Below are 14,502 nucleotides of genomic sequence, written 5' to 3'. Positions count from 1 at the left end.
CAGTCCAGGCTGACGACAGCGATTTCCGCCGTCTGCTCGTCCATGATCGCCATATGCACCCCCAAGGGTTCCCCCCAAAGGCCGAGCAAACTCCAACGACCATGAGCCAGTTCGCTGGCCGCAAAATTCCAGGCGGAGGCAAGGACCACGGATCGTGGCCAGGGAGAGTGGTGCTGGACCTGACCTCCCTCCAGCATCAGATCGATAAAGGATGGCATGTCACGTTTTCCTCGAGCTATCCAAGAAGAGTTGCCACATGCTGGAACCAGATGACGATGGGGGTGGGAAGATAGATACCCGCAATCAGAACCAGTGAGAGATGAGCAAACATCGGCACATAGGAAGCCTCGGCTGACTTGGTGCTGCCGCGAGGCTCGCCGAATGCGACGCTTGTCAGACGCAACGTCAATGCGCCGAACGCCAGCAACAGCCCAAACACCAGTACAATCGCGAGCAGCGGTTGGCGTGCGAAGGTCGAGCTTACGACCAGAAATTCGCTCATGAAGATGCCGAGCGGCGGCAAGCCGCTGATCGCAATGACGCCCGTCACCAGACCCCAACCGAGCGCCGGATGGGTCACCGTCAGGCCCCGGATCCTGTTGATCCGCTGCGTTCCCTTGATCTGGGAGATGTGGCCGACCGCATAGAAGATCGCCGACTTGGTCAGGCTGTGCATCACCATATGTAAAAGCCCGGCGAAATTAGCCAGCGGTCCGCCCATCCCGAACGCGAACACGATGATGCCCATATGTTCGATCGAGGAATAGGCGAACAGGCGCTTGATGTCGCGGCGGCGGTAGAGCATGAACGCTGCGAACACGAGTGAAAGCAAACCCATCGTCACCATCAGGGGCCCGGGAGCAATTGCCGCCGGATTGGCGGCGAGCAGTATCTTGAAGCGCAATAGCGCATAGAGCGCGACATTCAACAGCAGACCCGAAAGCACGGCCGATATCGGCGTCGGACCTTCGGCGTGCGCGTCGGGCAGCCAAGCGTGCAGCGGCGCGAGGCCAACCTTGGTCCCGTAGCCGAGAAACAGGAATACGAACGCGACATTGAGAAGAGCAGGGTCGAAATTCGCAGCGTGTTCGATCAGGAGGGTCCAGACCATGCCATCCTGGCCCTCGCCTACGATCGGGCGCGCCGCCAAGTAGACCAGGATCGTGCCGAACAGGGCGAACGCTATGCCGACACTGCCCAGAATGAAATATTTCCATGCCGCTTCCAGAGCGGCGTGAGTACGATAGATGCCGACCATCAGCACCGTGGTTAGCGTCGCAATTTCCACCGCGACCCACATCAGACCGATGTTGTTCGACACGAAAGCGAGGTTCATGCCGAACATCATGGTCTGATACATGGCGTGGTAGAAACGCAGGTAAGCGGGCGTCAACCGGCCGGTTTCGAGTTCATGCGCGATGTAGCTCGCGCTGAAGATGCTGGTCGTGAAACCCACGAGGGTGTTGAGCACGATGAAGACGATGTTGAGGTCGTCGACCAGCACATACGGTCCAGGCAGCGGGCGTTCAATCACGAACAATGAGAGCGCCGCGAGAAATGTCGCAAGGCTTGCAACGACGTTCAACCGCGCCGTCAGGCGGTAGCCCGGCAGTATGGCCAGCAACGCTGCCGTGCCGATCGGAATCAGCAGGACAGCGGCCACTGGGTCGAAGGAATGCGGGTTCATCGCCGTTCGCCCCGGTAGTCGTCAAGTGCAGAGACATCAACAGAATCGAAGCGTTCACGGATGCGGAACAAGAAGATGCCGATGACGATGAATGCGATCAGGATCGAGAAGGCGACGCTGATCTCGACGACGAGCGGCATGCCCTTGGCACCGGTAGCCGCTAAGACCAATCCGTTCTCGAGTGACATAAATCCGACGACCTGACTAACGGCATTGCGGCGCGTCACCATGACCAGAAGCCCAAGCAACACCACCGATAGCGCGAAGGCCAGATCCTCGCGCGCCAACGGGGCTGCCTCTGCGGTCACCCTCAGCATCAGCACCATGGAAAGGGCGACCAGCCCCATTCCGGCTAACATGGTCGGGCCGATGCCCACGGCCGACTCGATGTCGCGATGAATTCCAAGCTGCTTGACGATGCGATGAAGCGCGACCGGGATGACGATCGCCTTGAAGATGAGGGCAATTGCCGCGGTCACGTAAAGATGAGGTGCATTCTGGACGGAGGCTTGCCAGGCGACAGAGAGCGCCAGCACCAGGGCGTGCAGCGCAAACACGTTGAGCAGTGAATAAAGCCGGTCCTGGTACAGCATCATGAAGCTGATCAGGACGAGCCCGCCTGCGAGCGCATGCGAGATGTCGAAGTCGAGGCTGTGCATTTGCATCAGAAGCTCTTTGACACGAACAGGAGGAGGGTGCCGAGCAGACCGAGCATAAGGGCAGCACCGAGAAATTGCGGAACGCGAAAGACTCGCATTTTCGCTGTGGCGGTCTCGAACAGTGCGAGGAAAAAGCCGGCGGCCGCGAGCTTGACAAGATAGGCGACGGTGCCGATTGCGTATGACGAGGGACCGGTACCGAAGACTGCTATCTTCCAGGGTAAGAACACGCACGCGATGAGCGAGATGTAGAGCAGAAGCTTGAGGAAGGCGCCAAATTCGATCATCGCGAGATGACGACCCGAATATTCAAGAACCATCGCTTCGTGCACCATGGTGAGCTCCAGGTGCGTGGCCGGGTTGTCGACCGGAATGCGCGCGTTCTCCGCGAGCGCCACCATGATGAGGGCGATCATCGCCATTCCCAGCGATACCCGTAAGCCGACGTAGGATGAGGCCATGAAATTTGCCACCGTCGAAAGTTGGGTCGAGCCGGCAACCAGCGCAATGCAAAATACAAACAGTAGCATCGCCGGCTCCGCAAGCGCCGCAATCATGACTTCGCGGCTGGAGCCGATGCCGCCAAAACTGGTGCCGACGTCCATCCCGGCGAGCGCCAGAAAGAAGCGTGCACTTCCGAGCAGCGCCACGATGGCAATCAGGTCCGCCGTCCAGTTGAAGAGGAGACCGGTGGCAAAGGTCGGCACCAGAGCGGCGGCAACCCAGATCGCCGCAAAGGTCACATAGGGCGTCACGCGGAACAGCCAGGAGGCGTTGTCCGCCAGCACCACTTCCTTGCGGAGCAATCGCAGGAGATCCCGATACGGTTGAAAGACCGACGCTCCCCGGCGACGCACCAGGCGGGCCTTCATCTTGCGCACGAAGCCCGTCAGCAACGGCGCCAGCAGCAGCACAAGAAGCATCTGCGCACCTTGCACAAGAAGGGCTGACATCACGACCATATCGCGAGAACCAGAAGGAGTGTGACGAGGGTAACGAAGACGAGGCTGAGATATTGGCGGATGGTGAGGAACTGCAGACGATTGAGTTTAACGGCAGAGAAGCCAACCGCGCGTGCTATCGGCTCATACATTCCTTCCCAGATCAGATCGTGCAATTCGATTCGCAGGCGCGCCGGCCTGATATCTCCGGGGGCCGGCATCTCGACATGATCGCGGGCGTGGAACACGAGCGTTCCGAAAACGCGGCGAATAGGCTGAGCAAAGCTTCCGCCCGAATATTGGGCCGCGGGTGTCGGATCAGAAAAGCCGCAGCCCCAGGCCGGACCCCGCCGTAGCGCACGAGAGGCAAAGCGATGAATAAAGACGACAGCCGATGAGGCGGAAATCGCGATGAACACCATAACAAGCAATCCGTTGTACGAACTGCGACTCTCCGCAATCGGCACGATCGAAAGCCAGGGTTCGTTGGCCTGGATCGGCATTTGGCCACCGAGGATCTGTAGCGTGATCGGCGAAAGCGCGTCGATCACCAGCCCCGGCAGAATTCCGGCCAGCAAGCAAAGCGCGGCGAGAAGGAACATTGCCGAAAGCGAGTAGCGGTCGACTTCCTCTGCGGTTTCCGCCGCCACACCGCGCGGCCGCCCGAGAAAAGTTACGCCATAGGCCTTGACGAAACACGCCGCTGCCAACGCTGCAGCCAAGGCCAATAGAGCGCCGACCGCAGGTACGGTGATCTTCAGCGCCCATTGCGGCAACTCTGGGCTCTGCAGCACGGCCTGGAACATGAGCCATTCCGAGACGAAGCCGTTGAAGGGCGGAAGCGCCGAGATCGCGACACAGCCGACGAGAACGGCGAAGCTTGTGAGCGGCATGCGGTGAATGAGGCCGCCCAATTTGTCCATGTCCCGCTCGCCGGCCGCGGTCAGGACGGCGCCGGCACCGAAAAAAAGCAGACTCTTGAAGAGGGAGTGATTGAGAACGTGAAACAGAGCCGCCGTAAGCGCGAGCGCTGCCAGTAGTTTCATGCCATTGGCCTGGAAAGCCAATGCAAGGCCGAGGCTTGCGAAGATGACGCCGACATTTTCGATCGTGCTGTAGGCGAGCAGGCGTTTGAGATCCTTTTCCATCATGGCGTACAAAATCCCCATGACGGCAGTGACGCCGCCGAGGAAGAGGATGACCACGCTAGCTGGCCACGAGGGCGGTCCCAGCAGGTCGAACACGACGCGAATGAAGCCGTAAATCGCGACCTTGGTCATGACGCCGCTCATCAGCGCCGAAACGTGGCTCGGAGCAGCGGGATGAGCGAGCGGCAGCCAGACATGCAACGGCACCAGGCCGGCCTTTGAGCCGGCTCCAAGCAACATCAGGATCAACACCAACGTGGCCACATAGGGCGTATGTTGAGCCGTGCGAATGGCGGCAAATCCGTAATCGCCCGCCGGTCCCGCCAGCAGACCGAAGGCCAGCAGCAGCGCGAGCGTGCCGAAGCTCGCCATCACCAGGTAGACGTAGCCGGCCTTTGTGTTGCCCGCTTCACGGTGGTGCGCCATCACCAGCGCCCAAGAGACCAGCGACATGAATTCCCAGCACAGCAGATAGGAAAACGCATCATCCGCCAGCACCACGAGGTTCATGCCGGCGAGAAAAGCGGGAAAAAAGGGAAGCACACGGTGCGGCGCCGGCTCGTGGTGGCCGTAGCCGAGGCCATAAAGGCTTGCCGCGGCTCCTCCGAGATTTACGACAACAAGGAAAAACGAGGCCAGCGCGTCGAGGCGGAAATGGGCGCCAAGCCATGGCAATCCGATTGGGAGGGTCAGATCGGTGGCGTTCGCCGCACCGCCCAGCAACCAGTGGATGGACCCAATCAACGCAATCGCAGATGCGACCAACGTCGCGCTGTAGATGATGGCCGTGGCGATCGTTGAGCGGCTCAGAGCAATCGCCAGAACTGCCGATCCAAGCAATCCGGCAACACAGAGCATTTGCAAAACGACAGCCGACATTACGTGCGCGCCTTCGTTCCGCTTGATGCCTTGCTTTCCATCTGATTGTTCAAATCGATTTTTGCCGATCCGGAATCGATTTTCAGCCGCACCCCGCGTCCGTCGGCGCTACTGACGGTCCCTTCGTCTATCAATTCGATGCCGGCGGCGTCGAGAGCAGCAATCAGCTTCACCAGCGAATCGACATTGCCCCGAACCATTGCCTCACTCGCCTCCATACGCTGGATCGTTGGCACTGAAAGCCCGGACAGTTCTGCGAGCCGGCGCTGATCGATGCCGCGGAGCACCCTGGCCGCCCGCAATTGAGCCGCTGTGATCATCGGATTGCCCCATTACCCAGATTCGAACGACTAACGAACATCATTCTTACATCCTAATTAATCATGTTATTTTGTCAATAAATGATATCTAAAACATCTAATCTAAGTATCGAGGCGAATTGGGGGATAGCGTGAGTTCGACACGCGCCTATGAATTCATCGACCATACGTTTGATGTGGTCGTCGGGGGAGGCCGGTTTGCGCGTCACCCAGGGCGCCGTCGAGGCTGGCTTAACGACCGCCTGCATCACGAAGGTGTTTTCGACACGCAGCCATACGGTCACAGCGCAGGGCGGCATTGCTGCCAGTCTCGGCGAAGACAGCTGGCAATGGCGCATGTACGACACAGTCAAAGGGGCCGACTGACTCGGCGACCAGGATGCCATCAGGCGGGCTGTCTCCACCTTCGTCGAACTGGACCATGCGGGGATGCCTTTTCCCGCACTCCGCTTCGATAGTGGAGGCTGCGACGCCCGGCTTTTCCTTTGTGGTCCGTTCGACGCATCTCGATTTCCTGAAACCTGCGCGGATGGATGATGTGCTCGACGTCGTGACATGGCCGGTCGCGGTGAAGGGCGCTTCGATCGCGCTGGCGCAGGAAGTGCGCCGCGGTGTGGATGTGCTGGTCAAAGCCGAGGTGCGTGTCGCCTTCATCAGCGAGGGCCAGGCGCAGCCAATTCCGAAATCGCTGCGACTATTGATGAAGGCCGATCTCGAATAGAAGTCATGACCACGATCATCGTCGATGGGCCCTCCACCAATTGGCGATTGCAATCACCCGATAGGAGGATGGCCATCGACTTCCCCGATCGCCACACTAGTGTCGCTGCCGCACCATATCCGGGGAGGTCATCATGTCACGTCCGCCGCTGCCGCCTTTCACCCGAGAGACCGCCGCCCAGAAGGCGCGCATGGCAGAGGATGCCTGGAACTCGCGTGACCCCGAACGCGTCGCGGGCGCTTATACCGAGGACAGCCGTTGGCGCAACCGCTCCGAAGTCTTCGAAGGGCGCGCGGCGATCATCGCATTTCTCACGCGAAAATGGGCGAAAGAACTCGACTATCGTCTCGTCAAGGATCTCTGGGCATTCGACGGCAACCGCATCGCGGTGCGCTTTCAATATGAGTGGCGCGACACCGCGGGCCAGTGGCACCGCTCCTATGGCAACGAGCAATGGGAGTTCGACGAGCATGGGTTGATGCGTCGTCGCGAAGCTTCCATTAATGACATTGCGATTGCCGAGAAGGACCGCCGTTTCCATTGGCCCGCGCCCGGCCCGCGGCCGCAAGATGTGCCGGGGCTGGGCGAGAGTCCGTTCTAATTCGCTGCTTATGGTTCGTCGCTGATCAGGCGGCGGCTTTGTGGCGGGCGAGTTCGGCCTTGTAGAGTTCGAACTCCTCCGCCAGGGCTTTGGCCACGCTCGGCCGCGCCCGAAGCCTTTCGTAGTAAGCTTTCACGGACGGCCATTTCGCGAGTTCGACCGGCGGCGTTGCCATGGTCCAGTTGATCACCGTGACGAGATAGGCGTCGGCCACGCTGAAATGATCCAGCAGATAGTCGCGGCCCCTGAGGTAATTCTCAAGATAATCGAGCCGGGAAAGGCTTTTACCGAGGGTGTAGGTCTTCACTTCGGGCGGGGCCTTCCTGTCGAGCAGCGGCACGAACAATCCCTTGTGCAACTCGGTGCCGATGAAGCAGAGCCATTGATGCAGCCGGCTCCGCTCGATGCCGGGATCGGTGGCGATCCCTGCCGTCGGGAAACGGTCGGCGACATATTGCAGGATAGCCGCGTTCTCGGTCAGCACGATGCCATCGTCGGTGCGCAAGGTCGGCACCAGTCCGAGCGGATTCACGCTGCGAAAGTCCGAGCCGTCGTTCTGCAGCACCTTGGTTTTCGGATCGACCTCGAGATAGTTCGCAGTCGCGCCGGCCTCGTAGAGCGCGATGCGGGTCGCCATCGAGCAGGCAAGCGGCGAGAAATAAAGGTCCATGGTGAGCCTCCTTGGGGTTCGGGGTTTGCAATTTTGATCGCCGGTTGATTTTCATACTGTTTCGCATAATATATCGATGGTCAAGGAATTTATTGCGAAATGGTACAAAAAAGCAAAAGCAAGCCCGCATTCACGCCTGCGGCGGTCGAGCCGAAACGCCGCGGACGGCCACGCGCCTACGAGCCCGATGTGGCGCTCGGCAAGGCGCTTGACCTGTTCCGGAAGGACGGCCTTGCCGCCACCTCGCTCGATGATCTCAGCGCCGCGACCGGCATGAATCGCCCGAGCCTCTACGGCGCGTTCGGCGACAAGCGCGAGCTCTACATCAAAAGCTACCAGCGCTATCGCACCGACGCCCGCGCGGCGATGATCGAGATTTTCAAGGGCGAAATTCCCATCCGCGAAAGGCTCAAGCGTATCTTTGCGGCGGCGCTGGACATTTATCTCTCGGGTGAATTCGGTCCGCGTGGTTGTTTTACGGTGATGACAGCGGCCTCTGAAGCGGTGGCCGATCCGGAAATCCGCGCCATGGTGCTCGATGGTTTTTCCGAACTCGACAAGGCCTTTGCATCCTGCTTCCGCCGGGCCAGGGAAAAGGGCGAGTTACCGTCGTCCGCCGATCCCACCGTGTTGGCGCAGCTGGCGTCTGCAACCATTCACACCATCGCCATCCGGGCGCGGGCAGGGGTGCCGCGCAAGGAGCTCGAGACCATCGTGAAAGGCGCAATTGCGATGATATGTGGATGACGGGAACGGCGCGATCGCCTTAGCTCTCAATATCCCCGCTGCGTATCGACGAGATTTTCGAGCGTCTCGCCGGCCTCAAATCGCTTGATCTGGCGCGCGACATACTTCGAGATTTCGTCGGGGTCGGTGTCGGCGGCGTTGTGCGGCGTCAGCACGACTTTCGGATGGGTCCAGAACGGACTATCGGGAGGTAACGGCTCGGTCGCATAGACATCGAGCGAGACCGCGCCCAGCGTGCCGTCGTCGAGGCATGACAGGATATCGGCTTCGTTTTGCAAGCCGCCGCGGCCGGCATTGATCAGCACCGGCGCGCCCATCGGGCCCGAACGGTTCAGTTTCGCGAACAGGTCGCGGTTGAGGATGTGCCGGGTGTCCGGCGTGAGCGGCAACAGGCAGACCAGAATGTCGGTGCGGCGAAGAAATGCGTCAAGCTGCGCCTTGCCGTGGAAGCATTCGACGCCGTCGATCTGTTTGGGGCTGTTGCTCCAGCCCGTGACGCGAAAGCCAAGCCGCGCCGTCACTTCGGCGGCATCCGATCCAAGGGTGCCGAGGCCCATGATACCCACTGTAATGGCGCCGGCCGGCCATTGGTATTTCGGTTGCCAACGTTTGACCCGCTGGCTGTCGCGCAAATAGAGCTCCTGCCGGTGATGCATCAACACATGCAACGTGACGTACTCGGTCATCCGATGGGTGAGGTCGCCGACCGAGACGCGCACCAGCGGCACCTTCGGCAACGACTTGTCGGCCATCAGCGCATCGACGCCGGCGCCGAGGTTGAAAATTGCCTTCAGATTCGGAAAAGCAGCCAGCTCGCCGGGTAGCGGTTTCCAGACCGCGGCATAGTGAACGCCAGCGGGGTCGCCACCCCCTTCCGTCGCGAGCCAGACCGGGCGGCCGGCGCATGCCTCGTCAAACCGGCGCTTCCACCGCGCCGGCGACCAGTTTTCGGTGCCGCCATGAATGAGCAGCGCCAAAGTTCCCTTTTTCTTCGTCATTTCGCCTCGTGCCATCCCTGGGGTGCCGACCTTACCGGGGGTGATTCCTCGCACAAATGTTTTTTGTCGGACTGTCGGGCCGGGGCATACTCATCCGTCCTTGGGTCAAAAGGGAGCTCTATGTCTATGCTGTATGCCATTCTTTGCTATCACGACGAGGACCTCGTCGGCTCCTGGAGCCGGGAGCAGGACACCGCCGTCATGTCAAAGCTCGCTATTGTCCAGGACAAACTTAAAAAGGAGGGACGGCTCGGCCCGGTCGCGCGCCTGCTGCCGACCACGGCGGCGACGACGCTCCGCAAGGACGATCCTCCGCTCGTGCTGGATGGTCCCTACGCCGAGACCAAAGAGCAACTGCTCGGCTTTTACATCGTCGATTGCGAAAGCCTCGATGCCGCGGTCGGCGTTGCGCGCGATCTCGGCGCGGCCAATCCAGGCGGCGCCTATGAGATTCGCCCTGTCGGGGTTTATCAACCCGGAGGTGAGGCGAGGTGAACGATGCTGCCTGGATCGATGCGGCGCTGACCTCGGCGCGTCCCCAGGCCGTCGGCGCGCTGCTGCGCTACTTCCGCAACCTCGACACCGCCGAGGAAGCGTTCCAGAACGCTTGTCTGCGTGCATTGAAAAGTTGGCCGCAAAACGGACCGCCGCGCGATCCGGCGGCGTGGCTGATCATGGTCGGCCGCAATGCCGCGATCGACGAGGTGCGCCGGTCGCGCAAGCAGGAGGCGTTGCCCGACGATGCCGTCATTTTCGATCTCGACGATGCCGAGGACGAGCTTGCCGATCGGCTGGACGGTTCGCATTATCGCGACGACATCCTGCGGCTCCTGTTCATCTGCTGCCATCCTGACCTGCCGGCAACGCAGCAGATTGCGCTTGCGCTTCGCATCGTTTCCGGCCTCACCGTCAAACAGATCGCCCGCGCCTTTCTGGTCTCGGAGCCGGCAATGGAGCAGCGCATCACCCGCGCCAAGGCGCGCGTCGCCAATGCCGGTGTGCCATTCGAGACCCCGGGCGCGGTCGAACGGAGTGAACGGCTGGCGGCCGTGGCGGCGATGATCTACCTTGTTTTCAACGAAGGTTATTCGGCCAGCGGCGAGACTTCCGAAATCCGCAAACCGCTATGCGAGGAGGCAATCCGCCTGGCGCGGCTGCTGCTCCGCCTGTTCCAAAGCGAGCCCGAGATCATGGGCCTCACGGCTTTGTTGATGCTGCAACACGCCCGCGCGGCCTCGCGCTTCGATGCAAACGGCGAACTGGTGCTGCTCGACGACCAGGATCGCACGCTGTGGAATCAGAAGCTGATCGCCGAAGGTCTCGCGCTGATCGACAAGGCGGTGCGTCATCACCAATCCGGGCCGTATCAGGTACAGGCGGCGATTGCGGCTTTGCATTCTCGGGCGGCAAGACCCGAAGACACCGACTGGCTGCAGATCGATCTGCTCTACGGCGCGCTTGAAGTCATGCAGCCGTCGCCGGTGGTCACGCTGAACCGTGCGGTGGCGGCCTCCAAGGTCCGCGGACCTGAGGCCGCCTTGCAGATGATCGAGCCATTGGGCGACCGGCTGTCGAACTATTTCCATTACTTCGGCGTCCGCGGCGCTTTCCTGATGCAGCTCGGCCGCAACGACGAGGCGCGAGTGGCATTCGACCGCGCCATCGCGCTCGCCAACACCTCGGCGGAAGCCGCTCACATCCGCATGCATCTGGACCGGCTGATGCGCGACAGCCAGCCATCCGGTTCGGCGACGACAAAAAAATAATTCGTCACCTGTCGGTTCACGTCCCCTTCGTTCGTCTTTAGGGCAGACAGCCTATCGAAGAGGGACGCGCGAGATGAACATGCAAGCCATCCAAATCGTGATCCTGTTGCTTGACAGCTTCATCAAGCTGGCGCCGTGGAGGATTGTCACGGAAATGATGGATCGGATCGGTTGTGGTGCAAGCGAAAGTCTTGCGCGGAGCCTTGTCGTGATCGCCGCCGCCTGCGCCGGTCTCTGCGCGCTTCCGGCCGCTTCGATCTTCGGTCCTTTGCTTCTGATCTGTTACATCGGTGCGACAGCTTCATTGCACGCGCGAACCAGCGGCCCGCTGTTCAATCACGTCCTGCTTGCATTTTATCTGGGCGTGACGGCGTGGAGCGGGCTCTGGCTGCCCGACCGCAAATTGCAAATATTATGGCCGTTGCCGGGCCGGTGTGCTGGATAGAAGCCTGAAAACGGAGGGGAACGTCCCATGCTTGAGGTCATCGTGATCGTTGCCGTCGTGATGGCGATCGCCATCGTCATCGTTCTCGCCCTTGCTTTGACCAAGCCGGATACCTTCAGTGTGCGGCGGTCGGCGGTGGTGCGGGCGTCGGCCGAGCGGATTTTCCCGCTGGTCAATAATTTTCAAGAATGGGTGAACTGGTCACCCTGGGAGAACCGGGATCCTGCGATGAAGCGCAGCTATAGCGGCGCCGAGAGCGGGAAAGGCGCGGTCTATGCGTGGGACGGGAACAAGAATGTCGGTTCCGGCCGCATGGAAATTCTCGACGCCTCATCGCCGTCAAAAATCACGATCAAGCTCGATTTCTTCAAACCGTTCGAGGGCCACAACACGGCCGAGTTCACTTTTGCCCCTGATAGAGGAGCAGCCGCAACGAACATCGTCTGGGTCATGCACGGGCCGTCGTCCTTCATGTCGAAGGTGATGCAGGTGCTTATGAATCTGGACGCCATGATCGGCCGGGATTTCGAGGCCGGCCTCGCCAATCTGAAAAAGCTCACCGAGCCGTAGACGAAACAGTCGCCCGCCAGGAGAAACTAATGCAGCTCAATCCCTATCTGTTCTACAACGACAACTGCGAAGCCGCGTTCAAGTTCTACGAAAAGGTGCTGGGCGCCAAGATCGAGGCGCTGATCAGAGCCGAGGAAGCGCCGGCGGATATGAAGCCCGGGCCCGGTCGGGAGAAGCTAATCATGCATGCACGCATGTCGATCGACGGCCAGTTTCTGATGGCGTCGGATTCGCCGCCGGAGCATTTTCACAAGCCGCAGGGATTCTCGGTCTCATTGACGATCAAGGATCCTGTGGAAGCCGAGCGCAAGTTCAATGCGCTGGCCGAGGGCGGCAGCCTCAACATGCCCTTTGGCAAGACCTTCTTCTCCAAGGGGTTCGGCATGTGCATCGATCAGTTCGGCATCCCCTGGATGGTGAACTCGCCGCTCGAAGGAATGTAAGGTTCTTCGTCCGACCTAAGGGGCGGTCAGCGACAGGTTGGATAGAGCGCCGCCAACTCGCGTCCGCGCAGGAGCAACAGCCGCGACGTCAGTCCGCCGCGGCGAATGATCCAGTGGCGCACACCGGCCGGATAGGCTTCGAGCACCAGCTCGGAGGCCTGCGGCTCCGCATACATCCGGCCTCGCCGGTCCATTGACCGCGCGGCATGAAACCCGAGCACGGCGCGGCGCGTCACGCAGATGCGCTCGTGCGGTACCATGCTCAGCACCAAGGTACAGGCGGAAAGACAGGGGCCATCGATGACGACACGTTCGCCGGAAGCGCGCATCCGTTCGAACAGGTCGAGAAAAGGACCGACCTGCCCGCCCAGACTCCTCAGGATCCGGACCTCCGCTTGCGCCGATGGCGCGGCGAGGACGCCTATCCACGCGGCAGTGAGGATGACTTTGGGAATGATGGCCCATCGCATCATGGACTTGCCTTCGAACGCTTCCGACCGGATCAGATTATCAACGGCAGCACGGCCAGCAAGGTTCCGTCGCTTCAGCATCGCCTTATTCCAAGGCAACCACATTGTTCGCGCGTCCCGGCCAGGGCCCGCTTTCGATGGCAACGATTGACTAAGTCAGCCTATCGGGCAGCGCGGTTCTTGATCGCGCCGACGATCGCGGTGAGCACGGCGCCTGCCACACCTCCACCGGCCGCCTGGCCAATGATGCTCCCGATATCCGGTGTTCAGTTTCAGCGTTGTCAACGGCGCCGGACCATCGCCGCGCCCACCCAGCTTAGGCGGTTGAGCCATGAAGGTCACGCTACTTCAGCGAAGGATTTCGAAAAATAAGCTGGCCGTTGCCGCGATGGGCGATCTTTATCAGTTGCGCCTGTTGCCGCGCAGCGTTGGGAGGCCGATGCCGGCCGCATCGAACCCGCCATCGACGGCAAGTATCTGCCCGGTGATGTAGCTCGCCCGGTCGCTACACAGGAAAAATACGGCTTCCGCCAATTCCTCCTCGAGCCCGTAACGATTGAGCGGTATTGCGTCGTGATAGTCGGCGCGGATTTCCGGGCTGTGAACCGCCTTCGCCATCGCGGTGTCTACCGGTCCCGGCGCCACGCCGTTGACGCGGATGCCGAGCGAGGCCAGTTCGACCGCGAGCTGCTTGGTCAGATGCGCAAGGCCGGCCTTGCTGGTGCCGTACGCCGAACGCAGCGTCGAAGCGCGCAATCCCGAAATCGAGGTGATGTTGACGATCGCACCGCCGCCATGTTCTCGCATCAACGGGACGGCCGCTTTGGTGCAGAGGAACGGGCCCGTCAGGTTGACTTCCAGCACACGGCTCCAGTCGGCTTCGGAGGTTTCCATCAGCGGCGCGAACACCGCGACCCCGGCATTGTTGACGAGCGCATCGAGCCGGCCAAAGCGGCGTTCGATTGCTGCGAAGGCGGCGGCAACCGCGCTGCCGTCGGAGACGTCGCAGGTCACCGCCATCGTGACGTCCGGCTTAACCAGCGCCGCCACGCTCTTCTCCAAAAGATCACCCTCGATGTCCAGAAGCGCCAAGTGCCAGCCGTCAGCGAGAAAGCGCTTTGCCACGGCAAGTCCGATGCCGCGCGCGGCGCCCGTCACGAGGGCTACTTTTCGCAACGAAGCGCTCATGCATATTCCCTTCCGATGTCCGTCGTCTTGTCCCTGCCAATTCTAACATTCGCATCTTTTCTCCGCAGCCGCTTTTGCGAATGTCAGAATTGGAAGGACCACTAGCAAATATAAGTTTCTAGTGGAGTTTTGGATTTGACATTCGCTTGACGAGCTCGCGGCCAGGTGGGTAGCGAATGTCAAAATCCACTCCACTAGCCTCCGGGGTGTTCGCAGCCAATCTTGATGGAGACCGCATTTCAACTGAGT

The 14,502-nt window shown here is 60.7% G+C and carries 16 protein-coding genes and 3 pseudogenes; 9 read left to right on the top strand and 10 right to left on the bottom strand.

Annotated features, from left to right (window positions below):
- From WB528_RS21550 to WB528_RS21525, 6 genes and pseudogenes are all read right to left on the bottom strand, one after another.
- Positions 1–218 (bottom strand): annotated as a pseudogene (locus WB528_RS21550) (hydrogenase expression protein HypE); the annotation flags it as partial.
- 17 nt (positions 219–235) lie between these two features.
- Positions 236–1,687, bottom strand: coding sequence for a hydrogenase 4 subunit F (locus WB528_RS21545; protein WP_423890491.1), 1,452 nt, complete (start codon positions 1,685–1,687; stop codon positions 236–238).
- Entirely contained in the window at positions 1,684–2,346 is a 663-nt protein-coding gene (locus WB528_RS21540; RefSeq protein WP_423890496.1) for a hydrogenase-4 component E, read from the bottom strand. Before WB528_RS21540 ends, WB528_RS21545 begins: the two co-directional genes overlap by 4 nt.
- A gap of 5 nt (positions 2,347–2,351) precedes the next feature.
- On the bottom strand, positions 2,352–3,308 hold the full coding sequence (locus tag WB528_RS21535) for a respiratory chain complex I subunit 1 family protein (RefSeq protein WP_423890488.1): 957 nt from the start codon (positions 3,306–3,308) through the stop codon (positions 2,352–2,354).
- On the bottom strand, positions 3,299–5,314 hold the full coding sequence (gene hyfB, locus WB528_RS21530) for a hydrogenase 4 subunit B (RefSeq protein WP_423890487.1): 2,016 nt from the start codon (positions 5,312–5,314) through the stop codon (positions 3,299–3,301). Before hyfB ends, WB528_RS21535 begins: the two co-directional genes overlap by 10 nt.
- Positions 5,314–5,634, bottom strand: a complete 321-nt coding sequence (locus WB528_RS21525; protein ID WP_423890484.1) for a helix-turn-helix domain-containing protein — start codon at positions 5,632–5,634, stop codon at positions 5,314–5,316. Before WB528_RS21525 ends, hyfB begins: the two co-directional genes overlap by 1 nt.
- A 119-nt stretch (positions 5,635–5,753) precedes the next feature.
- Here WB528_RS21525 and WB528_RS21520 point away from each other — a divergent pair.
- From WB528_RS21520 to WB528_RS21510, 3 genes and pseudogenes are all read left to right on the top strand, one after another.
- Positions 5,754–6,072 (top strand): annotated as a pseudogene (locus WB528_RS21520) (FAD-binding protein); the annotation flags it as partial.
- A 37-nt stretch (positions 6,073–6,109) separates the two neighbouring features.
- Positions 6,110–6,355 (top strand): annotated as a pseudogene (locus WB528_RS21515) (acyl-CoA thioesterase); the annotation flags it as partial.
- Between the two features lie 133 nt (positions 6,356–6,488).
- Positions 6,489–6,956: a DUF1348 family protein gene (locus WB528_RS21510; protein ID WP_423890483.1), complete on the top strand. Its 468-nt coding sequence runs from the start codon at positions 6,489–6,491 to the stop codon at positions 6,954–6,956.
- Positions 6,957–6,981: 25 nt separating this feature from the next.
- On the opposite strand, the gene WB528_RS21505 is transcribed toward WB528_RS21510, so the two are convergent.
- Complete coding sequence (locus WB528_RS21505) at positions 6,982–7,626, bottom strand: glutathione binding-like protein (RefSeq protein WP_423890481.1); 645 nt, start codon at positions 7,624–7,626, stop codon at positions 6,982–6,984.
- Positions 7,627–7,725: 99 nt separating this feature from the next.
- Between WB528_RS21505 and WB528_RS21500 the strand changes: the two genes are divergently transcribed.
- Positions 7,726–8,373 (top strand): TetR/AcrR family transcriptional regulator, encoded by a 648-nt coding sequence (locus tag WB528_RS21500; protein WP_423890480.1) that lies wholly within the window; start codon positions 7,726–7,728, stop codon positions 8,371–8,373.
- Between the two features lie 26 nt (positions 8,374–8,399).
- Here the strand turns inward: WB528_RS21500 and WB528_RS21495 are convergent, their stop codons facing one another.
- Positions 8,400–9,371: a 2-hydroxyacid dehydrogenase gene (locus tag WB528_RS21495; protein WP_423890478.1), complete on the bottom strand. Its 972-nt coding sequence runs from the start codon at positions 9,369–9,371 to the stop codon at positions 8,400–8,402.
- Between the two features lie 126 nt (positions 9,372–9,497).
- Here WB528_RS21495 and WB528_RS21490 point away from each other — a divergent pair, with 126 nt between their 5' ends.
- From WB528_RS21490 to WB528_RS21470, 5 genes are all read left to right on the top strand, one after another.
- Positions 9,498–9,866 (top strand): YciI family protein, encoded by a 369-nt coding sequence (locus WB528_RS21490; RefSeq protein ID WP_423890494.1) that lies wholly within the window; start codon positions 9,498–9,500, stop codon positions 9,864–9,866.
- Complete coding sequence (locus WB528_RS21485; RefSeq protein ID WP_423890475.1) at positions 9,863–11,137, top strand: RNA polymerase sigma factor; 1,275 nt, start codon at positions 9,863–9,865, stop codon at positions 11,135–11,137. The genes WB528_RS21490 and WB528_RS21485 overlap by 4 nt, the downstream gene beginning before the upstream one ends.
- 79 nt (positions 11,138–11,216) lie before the next feature.
- Positions 11,217–11,582 (top strand): DoxX family protein, encoded by a 366-nt coding sequence (locus tag WB528_RS21480; RefSeq protein WP_423890473.1) that lies wholly within the window; start codon positions 11,217–11,219, stop codon positions 11,580–11,582.
- Positions 11,583–11,609: 27 nt separating this feature from the next.
- The gene (locus tag WB528_RS21475; RefSeq protein WP_423890471.1) at positions 11,610–12,152 is read left to right on the top strand and encodes an SRPBCC family protein; all 543 of its coding nucleotides are present in this window, start codon (positions 11,610–11,612) and stop codon (positions 12,150–12,152) included.
- Between the two features lie 29 nt (positions 12,153–12,181).
- Positions 12,182–12,595, top strand: a complete 414-nt coding sequence (locus WB528_RS21470) for a VOC family protein (protein ID WP_423890469.1) — start codon at positions 12,182–12,184, stop codon at positions 12,593–12,595.
- A gap of 26 nt (positions 12,596–12,621) precedes the next feature.
- Here WB528_RS21470 and WB528_RS21465 read toward each other — a convergent pair whose 3' ends face one another.
- Both WB528_RS21465 and WB528_RS21460 read right to left on the bottom strand, forming a co-directional pair.
- A complete protein-coding gene (locus tag WB528_RS21465; protein ID WP_423890493.1) occupies positions 12,622–13,065 on the bottom strand; it encodes a hypothetical protein in 444 nt (147 codons plus the stop codon).
- 402 nt (positions 13,066–13,467) lie between these two features.
- Positions 13,468–14,253, bottom strand: coding sequence for an SDR family NAD(P)-dependent oxidoreductase (locus WB528_RS21460; protein ID WP_423890468.1), 786 nt, complete (start codon positions 14,251–14,253; stop codon positions 13,468–13,470).
- Positions 14,254–14,502: the final 249 nt, after the last annotated feature.

Origin of the sequence: Bradyrhizobium sp., assembly GCF_049586575.1 — a bacterium.
GTDB lineage: Bacteria > Pseudomonadota > Alphaproteobacteria > Rhizobiales > Xanthobacteraceae > Bradyrhizobium.
The sequence above is the reverse complement of the archived record's forward strand: the minus strand, read 5'-3'. Positions and strand labels throughout refer to the sequence as shown.

Excerpts from the sequence above, each read along its gene's own strand:
- WB528_RS21545 (WP_423890491.1), bottom strand. The coding sequence starts at position 1,687 with ATGAACCCGCATTCCTTCGACCCAGTGGCCGCTGTCCTGCTGATTCCG.
- WB528_RS21540 (WP_423890496.1), bottom strand. The coding sequence starts at position 2,346 with ATGCACAGCCTCGACTTCGACATCTCGCATGCGCTCGCAGGCGGGCTC.
- WB528_RS21535 (WP_423890488.1), bottom strand. The coding sequence starts at position 3,308 with ATGGTCGTGATGTCAGCCCTTCTTGTGCAAGGTGCGCAGATGCTTCTT.
- hyfB (WP_423890487.1), bottom strand. The coding sequence starts at position 5,314 with ATGTCGGCTGTCGTTTTGCAAATGCTCTGTGTTGCCGGATTGCTTGGA.
- WB528_RS21525 (WP_423890484.1), bottom strand. The coding sequence starts at position 5,634 with ATGATCACAGCGGCTCAATTGCGGGCGGCCAGGGTGCTCCGCGGCATC.
- WB528_RS21510 (WP_423890483.1), top strand. The coding sequence starts at position 6,489 with ATGTCACGTCCGCCGCTGCCGCCTTTCACCCGAGAGACCGCCGCCCAG.
- WB528_RS21505 (WP_423890481.1), bottom strand. The coding sequence starts at position 7,626 with ATGGACCTTTATTTCTCGCCGCTTGCCTGCTCGATGGCGACCCGCATC.
- WB528_RS21500 (WP_423890480.1), top strand. The coding sequence starts at position 7,726 with ATGGTACAAAAAAGCAAAAGCAAGCCCGCATTCACGCCTGCGGCGGTC.
- WB528_RS21495 (WP_423890478.1), bottom strand. The coding sequence starts at position 9,371 with ATGACGAAGAAAAAGGGAACTTTGGCGCTGCTCATTCATGGCGGCACC.
- WB528_RS21490 (WP_423890494.1), top strand. The coding sequence starts at position 9,498 with ATGCTGTATGCCATTCTTTGCTATCACGACGAGGACCTCGTCGGCTCC.
- WB528_RS21480 (WP_423890473.1), top strand. The coding sequence starts at position 11,217 with ATGCAAGCCATCCAAATCGTGATCCTGTTGCTTGACAGCTTCATCAAG.
- WB528_RS21475 (WP_423890471.1), top strand. The coding sequence starts at position 11,610 with ATGCTTGAGGTCATCGTGATCGTTGCCGTCGTGATGGCGATCGCCATC.
- WB528_RS21470 (WP_423890469.1), top strand. The coding sequence starts at position 12,182 with ATGCAGCTCAATCCCTATCTGTTCTACAACGACAACTGCGAAGCCGCG.
- WB528_RS21465 (WP_423890493.1), bottom strand. The coding sequence starts at position 13,065 with ATGCGATGGGCCATCATTCCCAAAGTCATCCTCACTGCCGCGTGGATA.
- WB528_RS21460 (WP_423890468.1), bottom strand. The coding sequence starts at position 14,253 with ATGAGCGCTTCGTTGCGAAAAGTAGCCCTCGTGACGGGCGCCGCGCGC.